This window comes from Hymenobacter sp. B1770, assembly GCF_049896385.1.
Classification (GTDB): domain Bacteria; phylum Bacteroidota; class Bacteroidia; order Cytophagales; family Hymenobacteraceae; genus Hymenobacter.
On sequence record NZ_JAFCUF010000002.1, the window covers coordinates 252,149 to 275,038 of the forward strand.

General features: G+C 57.9%; 18 protein-coding genes. 8 read left to right on the top strand and 10 right to left on the bottom strand.

Going from position 1 to position 22,890, the window contains the following annotated elements; translation table 11 throughout:
- Nucleotides 1-37 precede the first annotated feature (37 nt).
- The 6 genes from dnaG to ACP7AJ_RS05070 all read left to right on the top strand — a co-directional run bounded on the left by dnaG (nt 38) and on the right by ACP7AJ_RS05070 (nt 7,514).
- Entirely contained in the window at nt 38-2,128 is a 2,091-nt protein-coding gene (gene dnaG / locus ACP7AJ_RS05045; protein ID WP_426059107.1) for a DNA primase, read from the top strand.
- Nucleotides 2,129-2,224: 96 nt separating this feature from the next.
- Nucleotides 2,225-3,295, top strand: coding sequence for a potassium channel family protein (locus ACP7AJ_RS05050; RefSeq protein ID WP_426059108.1), 1,071 nt, complete (start codon nt 2,225-2,227; stop codon nt 3,293-3,295).
- 44 nt (nt 3,296-3,339) lie between these two features.
- Nucleotides 3,340-4,566 (top strand): glycosyltransferase family 4 protein, encoded by a 1,227-nt coding sequence (locus tag ACP7AJ_RS05055; RefSeq protein WP_426059109.1) that lies wholly within the window; start codon nt 3,340-3,342, stop codon nt 4,564-4,566.
- A complete protein-coding gene (locus ACP7AJ_RS05060) occupies nt 4,566-5,759 on the top strand; it encodes a glycosyltransferase (protein WP_426059110.1) in 1,194 nt (397 codons plus the stop codon). Before ACP7AJ_RS05055 ends, ACP7AJ_RS05060 begins: the two co-directional genes overlap by 1 nt.
- An 81-nt stretch (nt 5,760-5,840) precedes the next feature.
- Nucleotides 5,841-7,070, top strand: coding sequence for a bifunctional 3,4-dihydroxy-2-butanone-4-phosphate synthase/GTP cyclohydrolase II (locus tag ACP7AJ_RS05065; RefSeq protein ID WP_426059111.1), 1,230 nt, complete (start codon nt 5,841-5,843; stop codon nt 7,068-7,070).
- 237 nt (nt 7,071-7,307) lie between these two features.
- Nucleotides 7,308-7,514: a hypothetical protein gene (locus ACP7AJ_RS05070; protein ID WP_426059112.1), complete on the top strand. Its 207-nt coding sequence runs from the start codon at nt 7,308-7,310 to the stop codon at nt 7,512-7,514.
- Between the two features lie 419 nt (nt 7,515-7,933).
- Here ACP7AJ_RS05070 and ACP7AJ_RS05075 read toward each other — a convergent pair whose 3' ends face one another.
- Complete coding sequence (locus tag ACP7AJ_RS05075; protein ID WP_426059113.1) at nt 7,934-9,247, bottom strand: competence/damage-inducible protein A; 1,314 nt, start codon at nt 9,245-9,247, stop codon at nt 7,934-7,936.
- A gap of 112 nt (nt 9,248-9,359) precedes the next feature.
- Between ACP7AJ_RS05075 and ACP7AJ_RS05080 the strand changes: the two genes are divergently transcribed.
- On the top strand, nt 9,360-10,202 hold the full coding sequence (locus tag ACP7AJ_RS05080) for a DUF4197 domain-containing protein (protein ID WP_426059114.1): 843 nt from the start codon (nt 9,360-9,362) through the stop codon (nt 10,200-10,202).
- A gap of 85 nt (nt 10,203-10,287) precedes the next feature.
- On the opposite strand, the gene ACP7AJ_RS05085 is transcribed toward ACP7AJ_RS05080, so the two are convergent.
- The 6 genes from ACP7AJ_RS05085 to ACP7AJ_RS05110 form a co-directional block, all read right to left on the bottom strand.
- Complete coding sequence (locus ACP7AJ_RS05085) at nt 10,288-10,653, bottom strand: hypothetical protein (RefSeq protein ID WP_426059115.1); 366 nt, start codon at nt 10,651-10,653, stop codon at nt 10,288-10,290.
- Nucleotides 10,654-10,851: 198 nt separating this feature from the next.
- On the bottom strand, nt 10,852-11,487 hold the full coding sequence (locus ACP7AJ_RS05090; RefSeq protein ID WP_426059116.1) for an ABC transporter ATP-binding protein: 636 nt from the start codon (nt 11,485-11,487) through the stop codon (nt 10,852-10,854).
- A 106-nt stretch (nt 11,488-11,593) separates the two neighbouring features.
- The gene (gene lpxA / locus ACP7AJ_RS05095; RefSeq protein ID WP_426059117.1) at nt 11,594-12,400 is read right to left on the bottom strand and encodes an acyl-ACP--UDP-N-acetylglucosamine O-acyltransferase; all 807 of its coding nucleotides are present in this window, start codon (nt 12,398-12,400) and stop codon (nt 11,594-11,596) included.
- A gap of 106 nt (nt 12,401-12,506) precedes the next feature.
- Nucleotides 12,507-13,901: a bifunctional UDP-3-O-[3-hydroxymyristoyl] N-acetylglucosamine deacetylase/3-hydroxyacyl-ACP dehydratase gene (locus ACP7AJ_RS05100; protein ID WP_426059118.1), complete on the bottom strand. Its 1,395-nt coding sequence runs from the start codon at nt 13,899-13,901 to the stop codon at nt 12,507-12,509.
- 99 nt (nt 13,902-14,000) lie between these two features.
- Nucleotides 14,001-15,041, bottom strand: coding sequence for a UDP-3-O-(3-hydroxymyristoyl)glucosamine N-acyltransferase (gene lpxD / locus ACP7AJ_RS05105; RefSeq protein ID WP_426059119.1), 1,041 nt, complete (start codon nt 15,039-15,041; stop codon nt 14,001-14,003).
- A 162-nt stretch (nt 15,042-15,203) separates the two neighbouring features.
- Entirely contained in the window at nt 15,204-16,433 is a 1,230-nt protein-coding gene (locus ACP7AJ_RS05110) for an HD domain-containing protein (RefSeq protein WP_426059120.1), read from the bottom strand.
- A gap of 359 nt (nt 16,434-16,792) precedes the next feature.
- On the opposite strand from ACP7AJ_RS05110, the gene ACP7AJ_RS05115 reads away from it, so the two are divergent.
- A complete protein-coding gene (locus ACP7AJ_RS05115; protein WP_426059121.1) occupies nt 16,793-18,361 on the top strand; it encodes a PglZ domain-containing protein in 1,569 nt (522 codons plus the stop codon).
- A 33-nt stretch (nt 18,362-18,394) separates the two neighbouring features.
- Here ACP7AJ_RS05115 and ACP7AJ_RS05120 read toward each other — a convergent pair whose 3' ends face one another.
- The 3 genes from ACP7AJ_RS05120 to ACP7AJ_RS05130 form a co-directional block, all read right to left on the bottom strand.
- On the bottom strand, nt 18,395-18,826 hold the full coding sequence (locus tag ACP7AJ_RS05120) for a TonB-dependent receptor plug domain-containing protein (RefSeq protein WP_426059122.1): 432 nt from the start codon (nt 18,824-18,826) through the stop codon (nt 18,395-18,397).
- 49 nt (nt 18,827-18,875) lie between these two features.
- On the bottom strand, nt 18,876-20,132 hold the full coding sequence (locus ACP7AJ_RS05125) for a pyridoxal phosphate-dependent aminotransferase (RefSeq protein WP_426059123.1): 1,257 nt from the start codon (nt 20,130-20,132) through the stop codon (nt 18,876-18,878).
- A gap of 258 nt (nt 20,133-20,390) precedes the next feature.
- Entirely contained in the window at nt 20,391-22,787 is a 2,397-nt protein-coding gene (locus tag ACP7AJ_RS05130) for an outer membrane beta-barrel protein (RefSeq protein ID WP_426059124.1), read from the bottom strand.
- Nucleotides 22,788-22,890 lie beyond the last annotated feature (103 nt).

Consider the following 22,890-nt stretch of genomic DNA (forward strand, 5'->3'; position numbering starts at 1 on the left):
ACGTTCTGAAAAGCCAGTAATTGATATCTCGCCCCTGATGGCCCGCATCCCCAAAGAACTAGTCGACCACATTATTCAAACCGCCGACATCGTAGAAGTAGTCGGTGACTTCGTGCAGCTCAAACGCAAGGGGCAGAATTTGTGGGCTCCCTGCCCGTTCCACAACGAAAAGTCCCCGTCTTTCTCCGTCAACCCGGCCAAGTCACTCTACAAGTGCTTTGGCTGCGGCAAGGCCGGTGGCGTGGTGCAGTTTGTGATGGACGTGGAAGGCACCAGCTACGTCGAGGCCCTGAAATACCTGGCCAAGAAGTACGCCATTACCATTGAGGAAGAGGAAAAAACGCCCCAGCAGCAGCTGGAGCAGAACGAGCGGGATTCCCAGTTCATCGTTTCCGACTGGGCCAAAAACCACTACCACAAGCTCCTGCTCAACTCCGAGGAGGGCATGAGCATTGGCTATGGCTATCTCAAAGAGCGCGGCCTGAACCTGAGCACCATTCAGCAGTTCGAGCTGGGCTACTCCCTCGATAGCTGGGACGACCTGCTGAAAGCCGCCGAAACCGCCGGCTACGAGAAAAAATACCTCGAGAAAACTGGCCTGACTGTCACTAAAACCGACGACCAGGGCCACGACACCGGCCGGCGCTACGACCGGTTTCGGGGTCGTGTGATGTTCCCCATCCACAACATCAGCGGCCGGGTGGTGGGCTTCGGGGCGCGCACCCTGAAGCGCGATGACAAGATGGCGAAGTACCTCAACTCGCCGGAGTCGGACATTTACCACAAATCGGATGTGCTCTACGGTCTGTTTCAGGCCCGGCAGGCAATCCGGACGCAGGAAGTTTGCTACCTGGTGGAGGGCTACCTCGACGTGCTCAGCCTCTACCAGGGAGGCATTAAAAACGTGGTGGCCTCTTCGGGTACCTCGCTCACCGAAGGCCAGATTCGCCTTATCAAGCGGTATTCCGATAACGTGACGGTGCTGTATGACGGCGATGCGGCTGGCATTAAAGCGTCGCTGCGCGGCACCGATTTGCTGCTCGAAGGCGGCCTAAACGTGCGCGTGGTGCTATTCCCCGACGGCGACGACCCCGACAGCTACATTCGCAAAGTCGGCGACAAGCGCTTCACCGACTACATCGAAAACCAGAGCCAGGACTTCATCTCATTCAAGACCACGCTGGTGGCCCGCGAGGCCAGCAACGACCCGGTGAAGAAGGCCGAGGCCATCCGCGACGTGCTCCACAGCATTGCCAAGGTGCCCGATGCCATCAAGCGACAGGTGTTTTTGCAGCAGACTTCGGCCACGTTCGGCATCGACGAGCAAGTGCTTATCACCGAATATAACAAGCTGGTGAAGTCCCCAGCAGCCAAGCAAAGCAGCGGCGGCAATGCCGGCAACTACGGCAACGGCGCCGGCAGCGCCAACACCGGCTATCCGCCCAGCAGCAGTAGCCGCCCGGCCCCGGCCGCCCGCCCAATGTCGGACGAGGAAGAGGCCGAAATGCTGATGTATGGCGGCCACGAGGCGACGGTAGAGATACTCGGGGCGGGCGTCAGCTACCAGCCCACGCCGTCGGATGCCGAGAAGGAAGACCTGCCCGACATGCTCCAGGTGTGTGAGCGGGAAGTGCTGCGCCTGCTGGTGCTGTATTCTTCGCTCGAAGTAGAAACCGAAGTCAGCGTGGCCGCTTACCTGCTCAATCAGCTGGAGGATGCGCCCTTCAAAACGCCGCTCTTTGCCGAAATGTGGGAAATCTGCCGCCAGGAGCTCTTGGCCGGCCGCTTCCCCGACGCCCGCATGCTGGCCCAAAACGAGCGGGCCGACATCCGGAGCCTCATCACCGACCTGGCCACCGAGCGCTACGAGCTGAGCCCCAACTGGCGCACCAAGGAAATCTACGTTTTCAACGAAGTAGACATGCCCAAGCTGGCCTGCGACAACGCCGTGCTGCGCCTCAACAAGGTGCACGTGCAGCGCGAGCTCGACCGGGCCATGGAGCGCCTGCGCGTTCCGGGGCTCGACGACGCGGAGATGTTCGAAATTCTCGGTCAGATTAAAAACCTCAAGCAGCTCGACAACCAGCTGGCCGGCATGCTAGGGACGGTGATTCCGCGGGGTGCCTGATTTATTTAAGATATATCAGGCAACATTTAACTATTCATTTAGCCAGCGCTGCTGCCTTACGATAGGATTGTTGATGGCTTAGACTAATATGAGTAAATGCTGAACGACAGAATATTACATGGCCTCAACTTCAACCGGTTGCTTCTGGCCATTGTGCTCTCCGTGCTAAGCCTGGTTATCGGCATGAGCGGCTTTATGTACATCGAGGGCTTCAATCTGATTGAAGCTTTTTACATGACCGTCATCACCATTTCGACGGTCGGTTTTGGGGAAGTGCATCCGCTCTCAGACCCCGGGCGGGTGTTCGTATCCTTTTATATCCTCTACAACCTCGTGTTGGTGGCCTACCTTGTGTCGGTCTTGTCTTCGTTTATTTTTGACGGCGAGCTGCGTAAACTATTCCGAATGTATCGAACCGACCAGGAAATCAAAAGCTTCAGCGGCCACGTTATCGTTTGTGGTTTTGGCCGCAACGGGCGTCGTGCCTACCAGGAGCTTCGGGCCAATGGTGCCCGCGTAGTGGTGGTGGAAGAAAGCGAGGAGCTGATGAAAAACCTCACCCAGGGCCGTACCGGTGAAGATTATAATGGCGACGGCATGCCAGGAGGCAACATCTTTTCGGTTTCAGGCGATGCCACTTCCGACCTAGTCCTTATTCAGGCAGGCGTGGAGCGTGCATCGGCCCTTATCACGGCCCTGCCCAAAGACGCCGACAACGTTTTTGTTGCTTTGTCGGCCCGCGCCCTCAATCCGAATCTGAAAATCATTGCCCGCGCCTCGCTCAAAACCTCGGAAAGCAAGCTGCTCTCGGCCGGAGCCGACTCGGTGGTGATGCCCGATGAAATCGGAGGCTCGCACATGGCCAAGCTGGTGGTGCGGCCGGAAGTGATTCGTTTCCTCGACCTCATATCCGGCCTCAGCGCCGACAAGCTCCGCCTCGAAGAAATGGCGTACGCCCAGATTCGACTTGAGATGCGCGGTCTCAGTATCAGGGAGATGGACGTGCGTTCCGTCACCGGAGCCACCATTATTGGGCTCCGGCAAGCTACGGGCTCACTGCTCGTGAGCCCGCCGGTTGACTACGTGCCAGCGCCGGGCGACGTCCTGTTGGTGCTCGGCAGCGAGGAGCAGATTGAGAACTTTGAGGTACGCTTCCGGCAGTTGTAGCCCGGTGCGGCTACTTCCGGGCGCTTCCTACCTTTATGCCAGCCATGCACATCCTGCAACTCATTCCTCGCGTTCCGTTTCCACTTACTACCGGGGGAGCTATTGCCATGCACGACGTGGCGGCCGGCTTAGTACAGGCCGGCCACCGGGTCACGATGCTGGCCATCAACACGCCCAAGCATCACCAGTCCGCCACTGCCCTCGACCACCTGGGCCCCAATTTTCGGTTGGTGACGGTGGATATTGATACGGATATTTCGCCGCTACGAGCCCTGAAAAACCTGCTTTTTAGCCGCCAGCCCTACATCGCGGAGCGGTTCATCAGCCCTTCGGTGGGAGAGAAGCTTGTGGAGTTGTTGCGCACCGAAAAAGTTGATTTGGTGCAAATGGAAGGCACATTCGTGGCCTGGTACGCTGAGTATTTAGGCCGCCAGCAGAGCCCCGAGCTGACGGTGCCCCCGCTGGTTTTGCGTGCGCACAACCTCGAACACACCATTTGGAAGATGCTGGCCGGGCGAGAGGCTAACCCCGTCAAGCGTTTCCTGCTGCGCACCATGGCCCGCCGGCTCGAAGTGTTTGAGCGCCGCCACCTGCCCCAGTTCGATGCCGTGGCGGCCATCACGCCCGACGATGCCCAGCGCCTGCGTGGCATTGGTTGCCCCGAGCCGGTGGAATTCATTCCGGCAGGCGTGGAACTGGCCCGCTTTCAACCAGACCCCAGCGTCACGCTCAAGCCGCGCACGCTCTTCATGATAGGCTCGCTGAACTGGCTGCCTAACCTGGAAGGCCTGGAATGGCTGCTGCGCGAAGTATGGCCCGCTTTCCACGCCGAAATGCCCGACGTAGAGCTGCACATTGCAGGCAGCGGCACCCCCGACAGCCTGCTGATGCCCCGAACCGACAACGTAGTCGTGCACGGCTTTGTGAAGTCGGCCCCCACCTTCATGCAGCAATATGAGCTGATGGTGGTGCCGCTGCTAAGCGGGGGCGGCATGCGCATCAAAATCATCGAGGGCATGACAATGGGCAAGCCGGTGCTCAGCACCCGCCTCGGCGCCGAAGGAATTGCCGTGCGCGACGGACACGACATCGTGCTGCGCGACTCGGCCGAAGAATGGCTGACGGCCCTGCGCGCATGGGCCTGCGGCGAGCTGCCGACCGCTCAAATTGCGGCCGAAGCTGCCCGCACCGCCGCCGACCTCTACGACAACCGTCGGGTAACGCAGCGTTTTTTCGACCTCTACCAACGGCTGCAGCCGGCCAAGTCCTGATGGGTGCGGGCTTGCTGATGGTGCTGTTTTGGGGTTGCTTGCTGCTGGTCGGGCACAGCTACGTCCTGTTTCCGGTGCTGCTGGCCCGGCTGGCCCGGGGCCGGCGTCAGAACAGCAACGTGTATCTCCCTACCGCAGCCGAGCTGCCTGCCGTCGATATTCTACTGGCCGCCCACAATGAGGAGGCGGTGATTGAAGAAAAAGTGCGCAGCACGTTTGCCACCACTTATCCGCTCGACCGTCTCCGACTCTTGGTGGGCTCAGATAATTCTTCGGACCGAACCAACGCCCTGTTGGCCGCACTGGCCCAGCAGTACCCGCAGCTACGCGTGGAGGTATACACCGAGCGCACGGGAAAACCCGGCGTCATCGAGAACCTGGCGCAGCAGGCAACCGCACCAATTCTGGTGCTCACCGACGCCAACGTGTTTTTTGCGCCCGACACGCTCTATCACCTCGTCAAGCATTTCCGGCAGCCGGCCATTGGCCTTGTGGGCGGGCACATTATCAACCCCGAGCACCGGGCCGAGGGTATTTCCGGGCAGGAAAAAGCCTATCTGGAGCGCGAGAACCTCATCAAGTACCAGGAAGGGGTGGTGTGGGGCAGCATGATGGGAGCGTTTGGCGGCTGCTTCGCGGTGCGGCGGGCCTGCTACCATCCAGCGCCCGCTGATTTTTTGGTTGATGACTTTTATATCACGCTGGCCGTGCTGCGCGACGGGTACCAGGCCATCAATGAGCTGGATGCGGTGTGCTATGAAGACGTGTCGGACCGCCTGCCCGAAGAATTCCGGCGCAAAGCCCGCATTTCGGCCGGCAACTTCCAGAATCTTAAGGAGTTTCGGGCACTGTTGTGGCCCCCTTGGCGGGGAGTAGCGTTTGCGTTGTGGTCGCACAAGGTGTTGCGGTGGTATACGCCGGTGCTGCTTCTGGTGCTGCTGGCAGCCACTGCGGGACTGGTGGCCAGCGGAAACGGGTGGTTTTTTCAGCTAGCCCTGGCCGGACAGCTGGGGTTGCCGCTGCTGCTGCTGCTGGATGCAGCCTTGCGCCGGGCTGGCAAAAACCTGCGCTTGCTGCGGTTCATTACCCATTTCTACAGCATGAATGCAGCTCTTTTAGTGGGCTTCTGGCGCTATTTGCGGGGCATCAAAACCACCATTTGGCGCCCTACCCAACGCTTCCAGCAAGGTTAGCCAGGGGCAGCGAGCGCTGCCTCGGCCTAAGGGGCTAACTTTGCATCGGCCCTCGTTGTTATGGCCCGAAATACCCCATCCATGCTTGATACCATCGAATCCGCCATTGCCGATATCCGCGCTGGCAAGGTTGTCATTGTCGTCGACGATGAAGACCGCGAAAACGAGGGCGACTTTATTTGCGCCGCCCAGTGCGCCACTCCCGAAATCATCAATTTCATGGCTACGCACGGCCGCGGTCTGGTGTGCGCGTCCCTGCCCGAGCAGCGCTGCGAGGAGCTGGGCCTCGACCTGATGGTGGGCCACAATACCGCCCTGCACGCCACGCCGTTCACGGTGTCCGTCGATTTGCTGAAGAACGGGGTGACCACCGGCATATCGGCCTCCGACCGCAGCAAGACCATCTTGGCCCTCATCGACCCCAGCACCAAGCCCGAAGAGTTGGGCAAGCCGGGGCATATTTTCCCGCTCAAAGCGCGCAAAGAAGGCGTACTGCGCCGGGCCGGCCACACCGAAGCGGCCGTCGACCTGGCCCGCTTGGCGGGGTTCGAGCCGGCCGGGGTACTGGTTGAAATCCTGAAAGAAGACGGCGAAATGGCCCGCCTGCCCGATTTGGAAATAGTAGCCAAAAAGTGGGACCTGAAACTGGTTTCGGTGCAGGACTTAATTAAGTACCGGCTGGCGCACGAAAGCCTCATTCATCGCGACATTTCGGTGAAAATGCCCACCCAATGGGGCGATTTCGACCTGTACGCCTACACCCAGCGCAGCAACAATGTGCAGCACCTGGCTCTGGTGAAAGGCGATATCAGCGGTTCCGAGCCGGTGCTGGTGCGCGTGCACAGCTCCTGCGTCACAGGCGACATTTTTGGCTCATGCCGCTGCGACTGCGGCCCTCAACTCCATCAGGCCATGCGCCAGATTGACAAGGAAGGCCGCGGCGTAATCGTCTACATGAACCAGGAGGGGCGGGGCATTGGCTTAATCAACAAGCTCAGGGCTTACAAGCTGCAGGAACAGGGCCGCGACACCGTGCAGGCCAACGAAGAGCTGGGCTTCAGGAGCGACGAGCGCGACTATGGCGTGGGCGCCCAAATCCTGCGCGACCTGGGCATCACCGAAATGCGCCTGCTCACCAACAACCCCCGCAAGCGCACCGGTCTCGTAGGCTACGGCCTCACCATTGTGGACACGCTGCCTATCGAAATCAACTCCAACCCGCACAACGAAGCCTACCTCACCACCAAGCGGGACAAACTTGGGCATGAAATCATGCGCAAAGTGCCTGGCGGTGAGCCAGAAGCTGCATAAGAAAAGAATACTTAAAAGAAACCCGATAATGCTCCTGTCTTGGAAGCATTATCGGGTTTCTTTTTTCTGCACAATTATGAAACGTTGGTTTTTGGAGAGCCTCTGGCTTATGGGAAGCGGGGTTGCCAGTGCCCAGCCTAGCACCGGCATTCGGCAGGATTTTAAACTTGGCCGCGGGGTGCTTGCGAGTGGCGATACCCTCGATGGCCCCATCTCGATGCGCTCATCGCCGATGTTTTGCAACTCACCCGGCCCGATGGCGGCGTTCGGACGTTCGTAGCTGCGCAGGAGGTAGCGTTTGGCGTGCAAGGGCAGGTTGCGGTGCCCCAGCGCAATCGTTGTCGTTGTGCTGCCATCACTTATGATACCACCGTAATTCGGCTGTTTCGGACGCTAGCCTGGCAACCAGAGCGCCTGGACCTGCGCCCCGAGGCTACCTTTTGAGCAGCTGAGCGAAGGCCCCGTGCTCTTACTGCGCCGTCAAACGTGCGTGCGGGTTATGGGGACGATGGACAATAACAGGCCCGCCCCGGTGGTGCTCCTGAATGGAAGGAATTCGGGAGGCCAAAATCCCATTCCACCCGCTTCGCCGCCAACGCGATACCAGGTCAAGCCCGTCCCGTGGGATAATTTTTACTTGGCATGGCCTTCGGGCAAAATTATTCCCCTCCGTAACGTCAAAAAGGCCTGATGGCGGCTTTCCCGCAGCAGGCTCAGCAATTGCAGGCTTATGCCAAGGCCCTGGGCCTTGGCATAAGTACAGCAGCGGAACTTCACACGAACTAGTGAGTTATGTGATTTCGCTGACAAGTATCGGCAGCCGTTGAGAAGCCTTTTTTAAAGTGAAGCTAGTGAAAAGCAGTTCAGGGCTTTGCTGGCAAGTTGGCTAACTCCTGGCGCAACATGGTCAGCAAGGATTGCGCGGCGTATTCCACGTTCAGAGCCCGGCCGCGGTCCAGGACGTATTCTTTGCTGATGGTTTGGGTAGCGTCGGCGTAGGCCAGGCAGACGGTGCCTACTTTTTTGGTCTCGGTGGCTCCGCCGGGGCCTGCAATTCCGCTGGTGGCCACGGCTACGTCCACGCCGAGGCGACGACGGGCCCCTTCGGCCATCTCGCGTACGGTGGCTTCGCTCACGGCACCATATTGCGCCAACGTCTCGGTCTTAACGCTCAGCTCTTCCTGCTTGATGTCGTTGTGGTAGGCCACTATGCTGCCCCGGAAATAGCCCGAGCTGCCCGGCACGCTGGTGAGCCGGTGCGCCACAAGGCCCCCGGTGCAGCTTTCGGCAGTGCCAATGGTCAGGTTCTGGGCCAGTAGCAGCTTGCCAATAGCAGCTTCCAATGTGGTTTCTTCTTCGGCAAAGATGTACTCGCCAATGCGCTCGCGCAGCGCGGGCAGCAGGGCTAGCATGCGGCCGCGCAAGTCGGGCAGGCCGTCGTCGGAGCCGGTGAGGCGGAGGCGCACGGCCCCGAAACTAGGCAAATAGGCCAGCTTGATATTGACGGGGAGAGCTTCTTCCCAATCAGCAATTTTTGCGGCTAAAAACGACTCGCCCAGGCCGGCCGTCATCACCACCACGTGCTCAATGGGCGCGATGTGAAACCGGGCTTGCAAACGCGGCAGCACGTGGTCGGTCATCAGCCGCTTCATTTCAAAGGGCACGCCGGGCATGCTCACGAACACCGTGCCCTGGTCCTCAAACCACATGCCCGGGGCAGTACCCACCGCATTGTGCAGCACTTCGCAATTGGCAGGCACCATGGCCTGCTGGCGGTTTACGTCGAGCATGGGGCGCTGGAAACGCCGGAATATTTCTTCCACGTGGAGCAGCGTGGGCTCGTGCATCACCAGCTCCGAGCCGAAGTAGCGGGCCAGCACGTGCTTGGTCAGGTCGTCCTTGGTGGGGCCCAGGCCGCCGGTGATGAGCACTACCCGGGCCCGCTGACGGGCTTGGTCGAGTGCGGCTACAATCTCATCGGCGCGGTCCGAAACCGAAGATATTTGCCGCACCCGCAAGCCAATTTTACCCAGCTCCTGGCCCATGAAGGAAGAGTTGGTATCCACTACTTGTCCGTAAAGTAGCTCATCGCCAATGGTCATTATTTCCACATCGGGTGGTGCGGTGAAGGCCGGAGTGAACGCAGCAGGGTATTGGACCGGGGTGGAAGCAGGCATACTGAGGAGTTAAAAATAGGTTTGGCCGCAAAATTGTCTGCAATTTGCATAAGCGGCGGTCCAAGGACAGTCATAGGGGCTATCCGGTTTTCCCGTCGCAGCTGTTTATTTCATGTTCACTCGCATTGCCAGCGCCCTGCTGGTAGCTGGCCTTCTGGCCTCGACGGCCCCCGCCGCCCACGCTCAAACCACTGCCGCCAAAAAAGCTGCGGCTCAAAAAGCTGCGGCTCAAAAAGCAGCAACGCAAAAGGCCGCTGCCAACAAAGCAGCCGCTGCTAAGACCGCTGCTGCCAAAGCTGCGGCAGAAAAGGCGGCGGCGGCTGCCGTTCCGCCTCCCGCCCCGCTCACCGAGGCCCAGGCCAGCGCGGGGGTGAAAGAAGCCCTCAACAAAGGCATCATCAAGGCTGTGCAATTTGCCTCCGAGCCCGATGGTTTTAATACCAACGATGACATCCACATTCCTTTCCCGGAAGATGCCATTTTGATGAAAACCACCCTGAGCAAGTTTCCGGGCATGAACACCCTCATTGCTACCTTCGAAACCCAGCTCAACCGGGCAGCCGAAGCTGCCGCGCCCAAGGCCAAGGACATTTTCCTGAATGCGCTAGCCAACATCAGCATTACCGACGCTCTGAGCTTGGTTACCAGCAGCTCGACGGATGCTGCCACGCAGTTTCTGCGCCGGGCCACTGAAGCGCAGCTGATAGCCACGTTCCGTCCCGACATCAGCGCCGCCATCGACCAGGTTGGCGCTGGTGCGGCCTACGCCAAAATGACCAACCAGTACAACCGCATCCCCCTCATGACGCCCGTGCAAACCGACCTCACGGCTTACACCACGCAGAAAGCCGTAGACGGCTTGTTTATCCTGCTGGCCAACGAGGAAGGCAAGATTCGCAAGAACCCCGCCGCTCGCACCACCGACATCCTGAAGCAGGTATTTGGCCGCAAGTAGAACCCGCAAAGTGTTGCGCATTGAAAAAGCCCTTGCTGAATTTTCAGCAAGGGCTTTTTTGTAATGGTTGTCTTTACACAAGAGCCTAGAAGTCGTCGCTGTCGAAGCTGCTGCCACGGCGGCTGCCGCGGCCGCTGGCATACCCTTCGTCGGCATCGTCGTCGTCATCATCGGCAAACTCGTCTTCCTCATCGTCAAGGCTGGTGAAGGCACCGCGGTCGGCATTTTCTGCACGCTCGGCTTCCACAAACTCCTCCTCTGTCATGTTGGCCAAGTCCAGGGCTTCGTCGTGGGAAGAGCCCGTGTCGGTCCACATCAGGTAGTCGGCATATTTGGCCGAGAGGCGGTCTTCGGAGCTGCCAAGAGCGGCGGCGCCGCCTTTGGCAGCGTAGGAGTCTAGGATATCGTCGTCGGCGAGCAGGTCGTCGTCCAGGTCGTCGTCATCAATCATGGCCAGGGCGGATTAAATTGAGGTGGAGAATTGTGGTTAAGGCGGCCGCGAAGATACGGCCCGGGCGATTTTTCGGCTGACTATTTACCCGAATTTTACGCGTAAAAAGTAAGCTCAAGCCTTGCATTGAGCTTGTTTGAGCTGAAATGTACACCTTGTTTCCGCCAATAAGTTAAGAAGTTGGCGCAGCGCCCCAGCTTAATCTTTGGTATGGGTATTTTGAAAGTCGGTCACCAGTAATTGTTCATCACAGAACGCGTATTCAGCCGGCACATTGGAGCTCAGCAGCAGAGTGCGGCCTTGGCGGGTAGCCTGCACGTGTTCTTGGTACCAAGCCACACCTGTTGCGTCGAGGTTGGTAGTAGGTTCATCGAGCAGCAGCAGGGGGGCCTGGGCGTACAAGGCCAACGCCAGCTTCAGGCGCTGCTTCATGCCTGATGAAAACTCGCGCACCAGCCGGTGGCGGGCTTTCTCGAGGTACATCAGGTCAATCAACCCATCGAGGGTGGTACCGGGCCGCAGCGCTTTGAACTGAGTATGGAAGTGCAGTAGCTCCACCAGCGTCAGCTCTTCCAGCAGTTCAAGATATGGCGCGGCGTAGGCCAGGTGCTGGGGCAGGTCTTCCACGGCCACGGGCTGCCCGGCCATTGAGAAGCCCAACGTGCCCTCAGTGGGTAACAGTTGGCCCGAAATCGTGTTTAGCAACGTGCTTTTGCCGGCACCATTGGGCCCTAGCACCGCGGTGGCGCTGCCGGGCCGGAACGTGCGCGTGAGGCCTCGGTATATCCAGTCGCGTTGGAAGCGCTTGCCCAGGCCGGTGGCAGTAATTAGCAAGGTGAAGTTAGCGGTTAGGCGTTGTCAGTTGTCAGAAGGAGGGCATTCTGGCATTAAGCCGTAACTCAAACGCAGTGCGAATAACCGACAACACCAAGCCAGGAGATTATTCCGCCTCGCCCCCATCGGGGCGGCCGCGCTTGGGGCCTTTGATGATGCCGCGGGTAGCCGCACGTACGAAGCCCACGGCCGTTTCGCGCTCGGGCGAAGCTGGGAGCTCCTGCTCAATCTGAGCCAGGGCGTCGTGAGTGTTAAACCCGCCCAGGAAAAGTGTGCGGTAGAGCTGCTGCACCATATTGATGGACTCTTCGGAGAAGCCCCGACGGCGCAGGCCCACCGAGTTGGCGCCAGCGTAAGAAAGTGGTTCGCGACCAGCCTTTACATAGGGAGGCACGTCTTTGCGCACCAGCGAGCCGCCCGAAATCATGGCGTGGGTTCCAATCTTAACAAATTGATGTACTGCTGAAGAGCCGCCTATAATGGCATAGTCGCCAATCTCAACGTGGCCGGCTACCTGCACGGTATTGGCCAAAATGCAGTGATTGCCGATGATGCAGTCGTGGGCGACGTGCACGTAGGCCATAAGCAGGCAATGGCTGCCCACGCGGGTTTCGCCCCGGTCGATGGTCCCCCGGTTCACCGTCACGCACTCCCGAATCACGGTGTAGTCGCCGATAACGGCAGTGGTTTGCTCGCCGGCAAATTTGAGGTCCTGCGGCACGGCTCCTACCACGGCCCCCGGGAATATCTGGCAAAACTGCCCGATGCGGGCCCCGCTCATGACGGTAACGTTCGGCCCAATCCAGCTGCCTTCCCCAATCTCAACATCAGCCGCAATGGTCGTAAACGGTTCAACGGTTACGCCAGGGGCAATACGAGCGGAAGGATGAATGTAGGCGAGGGGGGAAATCATGTACTCAAAAGTCATGTATCATTTAACATTTAACAGGTCGCTGCAACATCGTAAACTTGAGGCAAAGCAGCGATTGTTAAATGGTAACTGTTAATTGTTAAATGAATTAAGCGTCTTTGCGAACAATGGCGGCGCTCATTTCAGCGTCCATTACCACTTTGCCATTTACGAAAGCCTGACCCCGCATCTTGGCAATGCCCCGCTTAATTGGTGCTAACAACTGACAATGGAATAGGATTGTGTCGCCGGGCAATACTTTTTTGCGGAAGCGGCAATTTTCAATGCCCAAAAAGTACTGCCAGTAGTTCTCGGGGTCGGGCACGGTGTTCATTACCAGGATGCCACCGGTCTGGGCCATGGCCTCCACCTGAAGCACGCCGGGCATGACGGGGTTGCCCGGGAAGTGGCCCTGGAAGAAGGGCTCGTTCATGGTCACGTTCTTCACTGACGTCACCATGTGGTCGTCGAGATGGATAATTTTGTCAATCAGCAAAAAGGGGTAGCGATGGGGCAGCACCTGCATAATGCGGTTGATGTCCATCACGGGCTCGCGGTTTGGGTCGTACACCGGCACGGGGTTGCTGCGGGCTTCGAGCATCTTTTTCTTGATGCGCTTGGCGAAGGCCACGTTGGCCGCGTGGCCCGGGCGGGCCGCGAGAATCTGGCCCTTTAGCGGGCGGCCCACGAGGGCCAGGTCGCCCACCAAGTCGAGCAGCTTGTGGCGGGCTGGCTCGTTTTTGTGGCGCAGGTCGACGTTGTTGAGAATGCCTTCCTTCTTGACCGAGACACGGGGCTTGCCCAGCATTTTGGCCAGGTCGTTGAGCTCCTCGTCCGTCACGACGCGGTCTACCACCACAATGGCGTTGCTGAGGTCGCCGCCGCGGATGAGGTTGTTCTTGTAGAGCATCTCCAGCTCGTGCAGGAAGCAGAACGTGCGCGAGGAGGCTATTTCTTCGCCAAACAGGCCAATATCCGTGAGGGTGGCGTGCTGCGAGCCCAGCACCGGGGAGTTGTAGTCCACCATCACCGTGAGGCGGTAGTCGGACAGGGGCAAGGCCGCAATTTCGACACCGCGGGCATTGTCGACGTAGCGAATGCTCTCCGGAATCTCGTAGTAGTTACGCAAGGCGTTCTGCTCTTCCAGTCCTACCGTTTGGAGAGCCTTGATGAACTCAGCCGAAGAGCCGTCCATGATGGGTGGCTCGGGGCCTGAGAGCTGAATGAGCACGTTGTCGAGCTGCATGCCCACCAACGCCGCCAAGGTGTGCTCCACGGTGTTGATGCGGGCCCCGTTTTGCTCGATGGTGGTGCCCCGGCTGAGGTCTACCACGTTGTCCACGTCGGCATCCACGACGGGCTGGCCGGGCAAATCCACGCGCTGGAATTTGTAGCCATGGCCCACCGGCGCGGGGCAAAACGTCATGGTGGCTTCTACGCCCGTGTGCAGTCCGATGCCGCGCACCGTGACGGGCGCCTTGATGGTATGTTGCTTGTCGTTCATTCTGGTCAATTGTCAGTTGCCGGTTGTCAGTTGTGCGTGTTTCAAAGACAAAGTCTTGGCGACTGACAACGAGCAACTGGCAACTAAGAAGCCGCAAAGCTAGGGCTTTTCCGTCGCGCTTTTAGCCTTCTCCAGCCGCTCCACGCGTTGCTCTAATTCGGGCAGCCGCCGAAAAACGATTTGGGCGCGTTGGTTCTGCTTGAAATCAAAGGCGGTAGAACCCTGCAGAATCAGGCCTTCCTGCTTCACGTTCTTGCCCACGCCCGACTGGGCCGTGACGGTGGTTTTGTTGGCTAGCGTGACGTGGCCGGCCATTCCGACCTGCCCGGCCAGCACGCAATGGTCGCCAATCTTGGCCGAGCCAGCGATGCCCGTTTGAGACGCAATAACCGTATGCTGGCCGATTTCCACGTTGTGGGCCAACTGCACGAGGTTGTCAATTTTACTGCCTCGGCCCACGCGCGTGGAGCCCAACGTGGCGCAGTCGACCGTGGCGTTGGCCCCGATGCTCACGTAGTCTTCCAGCACCACGTTGCCAATCTGCGGAATGGCCTTGTAGGAGCCATCGGGCTGGGGCGCGAAACCAAAGCCGTCGGAGCCCACCACCGCACCGGCTTTTACCACGCAAAACCGGCCAATGACGGTGTCGGCATATATTTTGGCCCCGACGTGAATGACGCTGCCTTCGCCAATTGTGACCCGGTCGCCGATGTAGGCATGCGGGAAAATGAGCACATTTTCGCCCAACTTGCAGTTATCACCGATGTAAGAAAAAGCTCCCCGGTAGTGCCCTGAGCCAATTTGGGAGCCTTCGCCGATAAAGGAAGGCTGCTCGACGCCCCGCTTGCCGGTGCGAGTGGCCTGGGCGTAGAATTCCAGCAGCTGGCTAAAGGCCGAATACGGGTACTCAACCCGGATAAGAGCGGGCTTGATGGCCGAGCGCAACTCCTGGGTGTTGGCTACGATGACGGCGGAAGCGCCGGTTTCGTATAAAAAGGATTCGTATTTATTGTTAGACAGGAAGGTGAGGGAACCGGCCTGGGCTTCTTCTATTTTGGCTAAGCTGGAAATGCGTTGGGTGGCGTCGCCTTCCACGGTGCCGCCGAGGACTTCGGCGATTTGCTGAACAGTAAATTCCATAGCGGGCAAAATTAAGGCTAGCGGGCTTAAAGGCCGTCATGCTGAGCAGAGCCGAAGAATCTCGCGTGTGGTATGCGTGTGGTAGTAACTCAATTGTGAGGACGATGCGAGCGAGATGCTTCGGCTCCGCTCAGCATGAGGTTATTGGTATTGATGCTCACGCTACACAATCTCCTTTGGGTAGCAGATATAAAACTTTTCGACGCGCTGGCTGAGGGCCCGGATATTAGGCAAGTCGGAAGCTTCCATTACGTTCACAACGTCGCCTCTTTTGGTCAAAATTTCAATCGGCTCCTGACTTTCGGCGTTGTAGGCACTGTTGCTGAGGCGGCCGGATATCATGAGTAGGGCGGCTTCGGCGGGCGGCAGGTTGAATTTTTCTTCAATCAACTCTTGAATGCCCAGGCGAAACTCCTCGTCGAAGGGCTCAGGGGCGAGCACAATTTTGAGCAGGTTACGGTGTAGGATGCTTTTGGCAAGGTAGCTGAGGACCTTATCGGGGTGACTGGCCCAGTTCTTTATTGCCGACCAAAAGTCGTGGTCGTCGAGCTCCACGAAGTGGCTGAGTATTTTGTCGTCGCGCTCAAAATCGTCCAAGCTCACGGCCCGGCCCAGAAAATAACCCAGGCAGCTGTTAGCGGGTACGTCTACGCCTTGGCGGGCCAGGTCGCGCGCGCGCTGCACCACCCGAATGACCATTTGTTCGGCGCTGGTCACGGTTTTGTGCAGGTACACCTGCCAGTACATCAGGCGTCGGCTAACCAGGAAATTCTCGACCGAATACACGGCTTTTTCTTCCAGCACCAGCCGTTCGTCGTGCACGCGCAGCATTTTGATGAGGCGGTCGGCGCCGGGCCGGCCTTCTTCCACGCCGGTGTAAAAAGAGTCGCGGTTGAGGTAATCGAGGCGGTCCATGTCGAGTTGGCTGCTCACCAGCTGATGAAAAAAGGGTCGCTTGTAGCTGCCGCGGAACATCTCAATGGCCAGGGTCAGGCGGCCTTCAAACTCAACGTTGAGGCGCTGCATCAGAAAAAGCGAGAGCTGTTCGTGCGGCACATCCTGGAAAATGGCGGTTTCCAGGGCGTGGGAGAGGGGGCCGTGGCCTACATCGTGCAGCAGGATGGCCGCCAGCGCAGCTTCGCCCTCGGCCGCCGAAATCTTCACGCCCTTGTCTTTGAGCGTGCGCAGCGCCAACGACATGAGGTGCATGGCGCCCAACGCGTGGTGAAAGCGCGTGTGCAACGCCCCGGGGTAAACAAAGCCAGTGAGGCCCAGTTGCTGAATGCGCCGCAGCCGCTGGAAATAACGATGCTCGATGAGGTCAAACAGCAGCTCTGTGGGAATGGTGACGAAGCCGTACACCGGGTCGTTAAAAATTTTCTTTTTATTCATATAAAGCGTTAGCTATAGGCTAACGGGGCGAAGAACCAAGACTTCGTGGTACAAAAGAACGACAGCCCGGTGGGGTTTATGCGATTGTGGGGGACTGACTGCCATTTTGCGCAACCGAATTGGGCAGATGTGAGACCTTTGGCCTACCGCGGGGCTCACTGTTCAGCTAACGACAATTGAATAACCAAACTGCCTCGTTTACGGTAAAGCTTTAAGGTTTGGCCGGTGGGTAGGGCACTAGGGTGCTCATTCTACCGTTTACTCCCTACGCTGGAGCCTAAACGCTTGGCAACATTCACCCACGGACGCCTCGTGCGCACCGTATTTCTGATTCGCCACCTTTCTCTTGGCGCTTTACTATGCAACAAACTACAATTCTTTGGGCCGACGATGAAATCGATTTGCTCAAGCCCCATTTGTTATTTCTTAAAGAAAAAGGCTACGATGTGACGCCCGTTAACAGCGGCGCCGACGCCATCGAGCAAATTCAGGAGCAGAGCTACGACTTGGTGTTTCTCGACGAGAACATGCCCGGCCTCACTGGCCTGCAAACCCTTACCGAAATCAAAGCCATCCGCCCCACGGTGCCGGTGGTGATGATTACCAAAAGCGAGGAGGAGCACATCATGGAATCGGCCATCGGCGCCAAAATTGCCGATTACCTCATCAAGCCGGTGAACCCGAGCCAGATTCTGCTTTCCGTTAAAAAGGTGCTCGACAACAAACGTTTGGTGAGCGAAGCCACCAACAGCGGTTACCAGCGCGATTTCCGCCAGCTGGGCATGCAGCTTTCTGACCGTCTTTCGCCTGCCGAGTGGGCCGAGGTGTACAAAAAGCTGGTGTACTGGGAGTTAGAAATTAACGAGACCGAAGGCAAGAGCATGGCCGAGGTCTTCAACATGCAGAAAGACGAAGCCAACACCTACTTCGGTCGTTTCATTACGGAGAGCTACGAAGACTGGGTAAATGGTGACGACAAGGACGCGCCGCTTATGTCGCACCAGCTATTCAAGGACCGGGTGTTCCCTACGCTGAAGGCCACTGGCGACACGCCTGTGTACTTCGTGCTGATTGACAACCTGCGCTACGACCAGTGGAAGGTGCTTGAGCCCATCATCACCGAGATGTTCACCGTGGACAGCGAGGAGATGTATTACGCCATTCTGCCCACTACCACGGCGTATGCACGGAATGCCATTTTCTCGGGCATGATGCCGTCTGAAATTCAGAAGAAATACCCCAACCTGTGGGTGACCGACGACGACGACGAAGGCAAAAACCTGCACGAGGCCGAGTTCATGGAAATCAATTTCCAGAAGAACAACCAGAAGGTGAAGCACAGTTACCACAAAGTGACCAACCTGCAGGCCGGCAAGGACCTGCTGGGCAAGATGAGCAACCTGCACAACAACTACAAGTGCAACGTCATCGTGTACAACTTCGTGGACATGCTCTCGCACGCCCGCACCGATATGGCCATGATTCGGGAGCTGGCGGCCGATGAATCGGCTTACCGTAGCATCACCCGCTCGTGGTTCCTGCACTCACCGCTGTATGAGATGCTGCAAACCATTGCCGACAAGAAAGGCAAGCTCATTATCACCACCGACCACGGCACCATCCGCTGCAAGCGCCCCTACAAGATTGTGGGCGACCGGAACACCAACACCAACCTGCGCTACAAGCACGGCAAAAACCTGGGCTTCGACGACTCGCGCGACGTGTACGTGGTGCGCAAGCCGGAAAGCATTTTCCTGCCGCGTGAAAACGTGAGCACGGCGTATGTATTCACCATTGGCGACTACTTCTTCGCGTACCCCAACAACTACAATTACTACGTGAACTACTACAAGGACACGTTCCAGCACGGCGGTATTTCGCTGGAGGAATGTATCATTCCTTATGTGACGCTGACCGCGAAGGGCTAATAGTTAGTGCTAACGCAAAAGAAAAGGGCCACCTCAATCGAGGCGGCCCTTTTCTTTTGATTGATTTATTCGTGGCTTCCTAGTTGTGATGATAATAGCGCCGCCAGCACCAAGATGGCCGTAAAAAGTAACGGCTCGTACTCCCTTGATAACGTCAATGTTTTCGATGTCTTGTGGGCTGATGCTCTTTAGGGTTTCGCTGTCAGCTATTTTGCCATCAATCACATAAAGGGGTTCTTGATGATTCTCATACCAGCTTAGTGGAGGGCCATACCGGAAGGAACGTTTTCTCAGCGAATCAGAAGCTGCTGTATTGATTGTAATACGAGGTGCCTGCACACCGACCACGTCCACTGCTTTAGGAGAAATTGTTAGTACAGCTTGCGCTGTAGCTTCTGAAGGGTGCTGCAAACCAATTAGAAGGCAAGCAAAGACAAGGTTACTCTTCATGGAGGTAATTTTCATTGACAAGCATCATATGCTTGTCAATGAAAATTACACACGATAATATCCGCTATTTAATTTTGTCCAAAGCAGCCCGCAGCCGCGGCAGCGCTGCTAAAACCGACTCCACTGTCTCAGCACCAACCGAGGCGCGGAACCACGGCTCCGAAGCGGGCGAACCAAAAGCACTAAAAGGAACAAGCGCCAGCTTAGCCTCCGAAATCAGGTAAGAGGTCAGCTCCGCGGTGGTGGCTAGTACCGTGCCGTCGGGCGCGGTGCGGCCGAGTACATCGATTTTGGCGGTAAGGTAGATAGCGCCAGCAGGGGCCACAGCATCAACGGGATAGCCTTGGGACTGCAGGTCTTTCAAGCCTTCGAAAAGTGCTTGCAGTGAACCTTGCAGCTGGGTTTTCATATCGCTAATAAAGGAGTCGACGGCGCCGGCTTCCGGGAGGAAATGGGCAGTGGCCACCTGCTCGGCTTTGGGAGCCCAGGCGCCTACGTGTCCTAGGATGGATTTCATTTTATCGATGATAGCCGTGGGGCCAAAGCTATAGCCCACGCGCACGCCGGTAGCGGCAAAGCACTTAGAGATGCCATCGATATAAACGACGTAAGGGCGCAACTCGGGCCGCAGGCTAATGGGGTCGAAGTGTTGGGTTTCGCCGAAGGTCAGCAGCCAGTAAATCTGGTCGTAGAGAACGTAGAGTGGTTTTTCATCGGCGCCCCGGCGCTTGTTTTCGGCCAGCACCAAGTCGCAGATTTCTTCGAGGCCGGCTTTGGTAAACACCGTGCCCGTGGGGTTCAGCGGGGAGCACAGAGCCAGCAAGGTGGCCCCCGGTAGGTGAGGAGCCAGGTCGGCGGCGGTGGGCATAAAGTCGTTTTCCGGCTGCGTGGGCACGGCCACCTGCGTGGCACCAGTGAGGTGGCAGTAGTGGTTGTTGTTCCAGCTCGGCAGGGGGAACACCACCCGGTCGCCGGGGTCGACCAGGGCGCGGTAGGTAGCGTAGATGAGGGGGCGAGAGCCGCCGGCCACCAGAATATCGTTCGGGCCATAGTCCAGCCCCTGACGCGTCTTCAAAAACTCGGAAACCGCCTCGCGCAATTCGCCCATGCCCGCCGCAGGGGGATAATTGGTGAGGCCTTGCTGGTAAGCCTGCGTAATGCCCGAGTTAAGCTCGGCCGGAATGGGGAAAATCTTGGGGTCGAAGTCGCCAATGGTCAGGTTGCAAATGTTGGCACCCTGACGCACCTGCTCGCTTACCTGGTTGCCAATTCGAATAATCTCGGAGCCGCTAAGGCCGGCCGCCATCTTTGAAACTTGCATAAGAAAAACTTGAAAAGAAATGCCACACTGGCCCGCGAAGGTATTTCAGCGCGAGCAAATTGCCTGCATCGGGCTGGTGTACTACTGCTTTTCAGTTACGGGTAAGATGATGAGCCGCTCATCGCTAGCAGCCAAAGAAGGGCAAGAAAGGGTCATCGCTGCAATATGCATCGAGGCATTGCGCAGGAATAATTGCCTAGCTGTGGTCGCAAGCTTTCAATTGAAGCAGTCCTTGGGTTTGGGGCGCAGGTCCCCGTTTTACTGCCCGCCGGCCCGTCGGAGCTCATCATCGGCGCCCACGATTCGCTTGCGCGTGGCGGCTACTTTGCTGTTGCCGAAGCGGTAAGTTAACGCGGCTGTCATCACCAGGCTATCCTGCGCGAAACGGAAGGTCTCGGAAAAGTTGGCGTAATCCGACGTCGCCCGGAGGATGTTAGTGTAAAGAATATCCGTCAGATTCAGGCGAAAAGAGCCTTGCTTGTTCCACAGGCTTTTTTGCAGGCTGGCCCCCACTTGTCCACGCGCCCGAGCATCCTCAAACCCCCAGATTTCACGCGACTGAAAGTTGCCGTTCAGCTCGGCTGCCCACCCGCGGGGCAGGGTGAAGTTGTTATTGGCCGAGAACAAAAAGGCCGGCCGACTGCGGTCAAGCTTGGTTTCAGCCAATTCGCCCTGAAAGCGGGAGTAATAGAATACCCCGTTGGCGTAGAGCGTCCACCATTTGGTAGGTTCGAGCGGTGCGGTAAGGCTGAGTGCATAATAGTGCTGGGTGCTCAGGTTCACGTCGCGGTTCACCACCAGGCGGCCGCCATCGGGGGAGGGCTGCACCACGTTCACAATGGGCCGGTCGGTTTGGGCGTAGGCTAGGGCGGTGATGAATTTCTGGCGGTAAGTATGGGTCAGCTCAACGTTGTAGCTGGTTTGAGCCACCAGAGTGGGGTTGCCCGAGCGGTAGGAAGTGATGTCAAAGTAGGTGCGGAGCGGGTTGACCTGCCCGTAGCTAGGACGGTCGATGCGGCGGGCTAGTGTTGCCGCTAGAGCATGCCGCTCGCTAAGCGTGCGTTGCAGCGAAGCGCTCGGGAAAAGCTGCATATAATTCTGCCGGAGCGAACCAGCACCCTCTATGGCGGCTAGGGTATTGGTCTGTTCGGCGCGCAGGCCCGCTTGCAGGGCCGTTCCGGCGCGTATGCCCCGCACGCTTACGTAGGCCGCATTCACGTTTTCCTCGTAGCGGAAGGGGGTCGAAATAACATTGTCACGCGTGGTGGTGCCATTGGTAATGCGGTCGAAAACCACGATATTATCCGAGACTACCCGAGTAGCCTTTACGCCCATTTCCAGGCGAGCCCGGTGGGGAAGGGGCTGGCTAAAATCAGACTTCAACGCCTGAATGGTGAGCTTGCTCTGCTGGTCCCCCAAAAGCACGCTGTTGGGAAATGCGGGCTGCTCGAAAACCGTGCGTAGCTCCTGCAGACGGTTGATATCGTAACGACCAAAATCGGCATCTGCCGTGAGGGAGCTTGCATTGGCCGAGTCGGCGAAAGAGTGGCGAAGGTTGAAGTTTAGCGTGCCATTGGGCCGGTTGATGTCCTGCTCTGACCTGGAATAGTAGCGGCCCGAAACATCGTTCTCTTTGTTGTAAATCAAAGTTTTGTTGTCCGTGCCGGCGTTGGTATCGCTAAGCAGCGCGGTAGCTGATATTCCCAGCAACGTTCGCCCCGTCAGCGCTAAATCCAGGCCTGTCTTGGCGCTGTGGGAGCGCAGGTGTGAGCGCTGCTCGTTGGCAATGACACTGCTGGCAAAGGGCAGCTGAGGCGTGGCCAAGTACTGTCGGCTGAAGTTCTGCAGCACAAATCCTCGGCGTTCGGTATAAGCGTAGCTGCCGTAGATGTTGGTGTTCTTGCTGCGGTGATTCAGGGACAGTCCGCTCGTGAATTTGCCATACACCCCGCGGCCGTAGCTGATGTTGGCACTGCCGTTGGTGCCCAGGCGCTGGTCTTTCTTAAGGTTGATGGCGATGATGCCCGCTCCACCCTGCGCATCGTATTGAGCGGGCGGATTGGTAATGAGTTCGATGGTTTGAAGCTGCTCGGCGGGCAGGGAGCGCAGAAAATCGGCTAGTTCCCGGCCCGTGAGGGGGGTGCGCTTGCCGTCGATGATGACCAACAGGCCCTGCCGCCCGCGCAGGCTAATGTTTTCGTAAGAATCCAGCGTTATGGCGGGGGCGCGGCCCAGCACATCCAGCGCAGTGGCTCCCGAGGAAAGCGGGCTGTCGGCTACGTTAACTACAATGCGGTCGCCCTTGTGTTCGAAAAGGGGCTTGCGCGCCGTTACCACCACATCTTTGAGGGCGGTGGCCTGGCTGGGCACTAACTGAATGCTCGGCAGGGCCAGGCCAGGCGCTGTGACTTTAAACGCCGGGCTCCAGTACCGATTAAAGCCCACTTGTGCCACCGATACAAGGTAGGTGTCACCCGCTGCATCCAACCGAAACGCGCCTTGCCCGTCGCTGAATTCAGTTTTCACCACCGATGAGTCGGCGGCCAAGTGTAGCGTAACCGTAGCAAATTCGATGGGCCCGCCGGTGCTTTTGGCAATCGACCCGGTTACACTGGCATACTGCTGAGCCCAAAGGGTTTGTGGCGATAATAGCACAAGGCTAAGTAGTAGCCACCGCATGCTGGGAGAAGGCACGGGCACGCACCGAGTTGGGGCGAAATTGAACATGTAATGATAACTGGGTAGAAGTTGGAAGTGC

Excerpts from the sequence above, each read along its gene's own strand:
- dnaG (WP_426059107.1), top strand. The coding sequence starts at position 38 with ATGGCCCGCATCCCCAAAGAACTAGTCGACCACATTATTCAAACCGCC.
- ACP7AJ_RS05050 (WP_426059108.1), top strand. The coding sequence starts at position 2,225 with ATGCTGAACGACAGAATATTACATGGCCTCAACTTCAACCGGTTGCTT.
- ACP7AJ_RS05055 (WP_426059109.1), top strand. The coding sequence starts at position 3,340 with ATGCACATCCTGCAACTCATTCCTCGCGTTCCGTTTCCACTTACTACC.
- ACP7AJ_RS05060 (WP_426059110.1), top strand. The coding sequence starts at position 4,566 with ATGGGTGCGGGCTTGCTGATGGTGCTGTTTTGGGGTTGCTTGCTGCTG.
- ACP7AJ_RS05065 (WP_426059111.1), top strand. The coding sequence starts at position 5,841 with ATGCTTGATACCATCGAATCCGCCATTGCCGATATCCGCGCTGGCAAG.
- ACP7AJ_RS05075 (WP_426059113.1), bottom strand. The coding sequence starts at position 9,247 with ATGCCTGCTTCCACCCCGGTCCAATACCCTGCTGCGTTCACTCCGGCC.
- ACP7AJ_RS05080 (WP_426059114.1), top strand. The coding sequence starts at position 9,360 with ATGTTCACTCGCATTGCCAGCGCCCTGCTGGTAGCTGGCCTTCTGGCC.
- ACP7AJ_RS05085 (WP_426059115.1), bottom strand. The coding sequence starts at position 10,653 with ATGATTGATGACGACGACCTGGACGACGACCTGCTCGCCGACGACGAT.
- lpxA (WP_426059117.1), bottom strand. The coding sequence starts at position 12,400 with ATGATTTCCCCCCTCGCCTACATTCATCCTTCCGCTCGTATTGCCCCT.
- ACP7AJ_RS05100 (WP_426059118.1), bottom strand. The coding sequence starts at position 13,901 with ATGAACGACAAGCAACATACCATCAAGGCGCCCGTCACGGTGCGCGGC.
- lpxD (WP_426059119.1), bottom strand. The coding sequence starts at position 15,041 with ATGGAATTTACTGTTCAGCAAATCGCCGAAGTCCTCGGCGGCACCGTG.
- ACP7AJ_RS05110 (WP_426059120.1), bottom strand. The coding sequence starts at position 16,433 with ATGAATAAAAAGAAAATTTTTAACGACCCGGTGTACGGCTTCGTCACC.
- ACP7AJ_RS05115 (WP_426059121.1), top strand. The coding sequence starts at position 16,793 with ATGCAACAAACTACAATTCTTTGGGCCGACGATGAAATCGATTTGCTC.
- ACP7AJ_RS05120 (WP_426059122.1), bottom strand. The coding sequence starts at position 18,826 with ATGAAAATTACCTCCATGAAGAGTAACCTTGTCTTTGCTTGCCTTCTA.
- ACP7AJ_RS05125 (WP_426059123.1), bottom strand. The coding sequence starts at position 20,132 with ATGCAAGTTTCAAAGATGGCGGCCGGCCTTAGCGGCTCCGAGATTATT.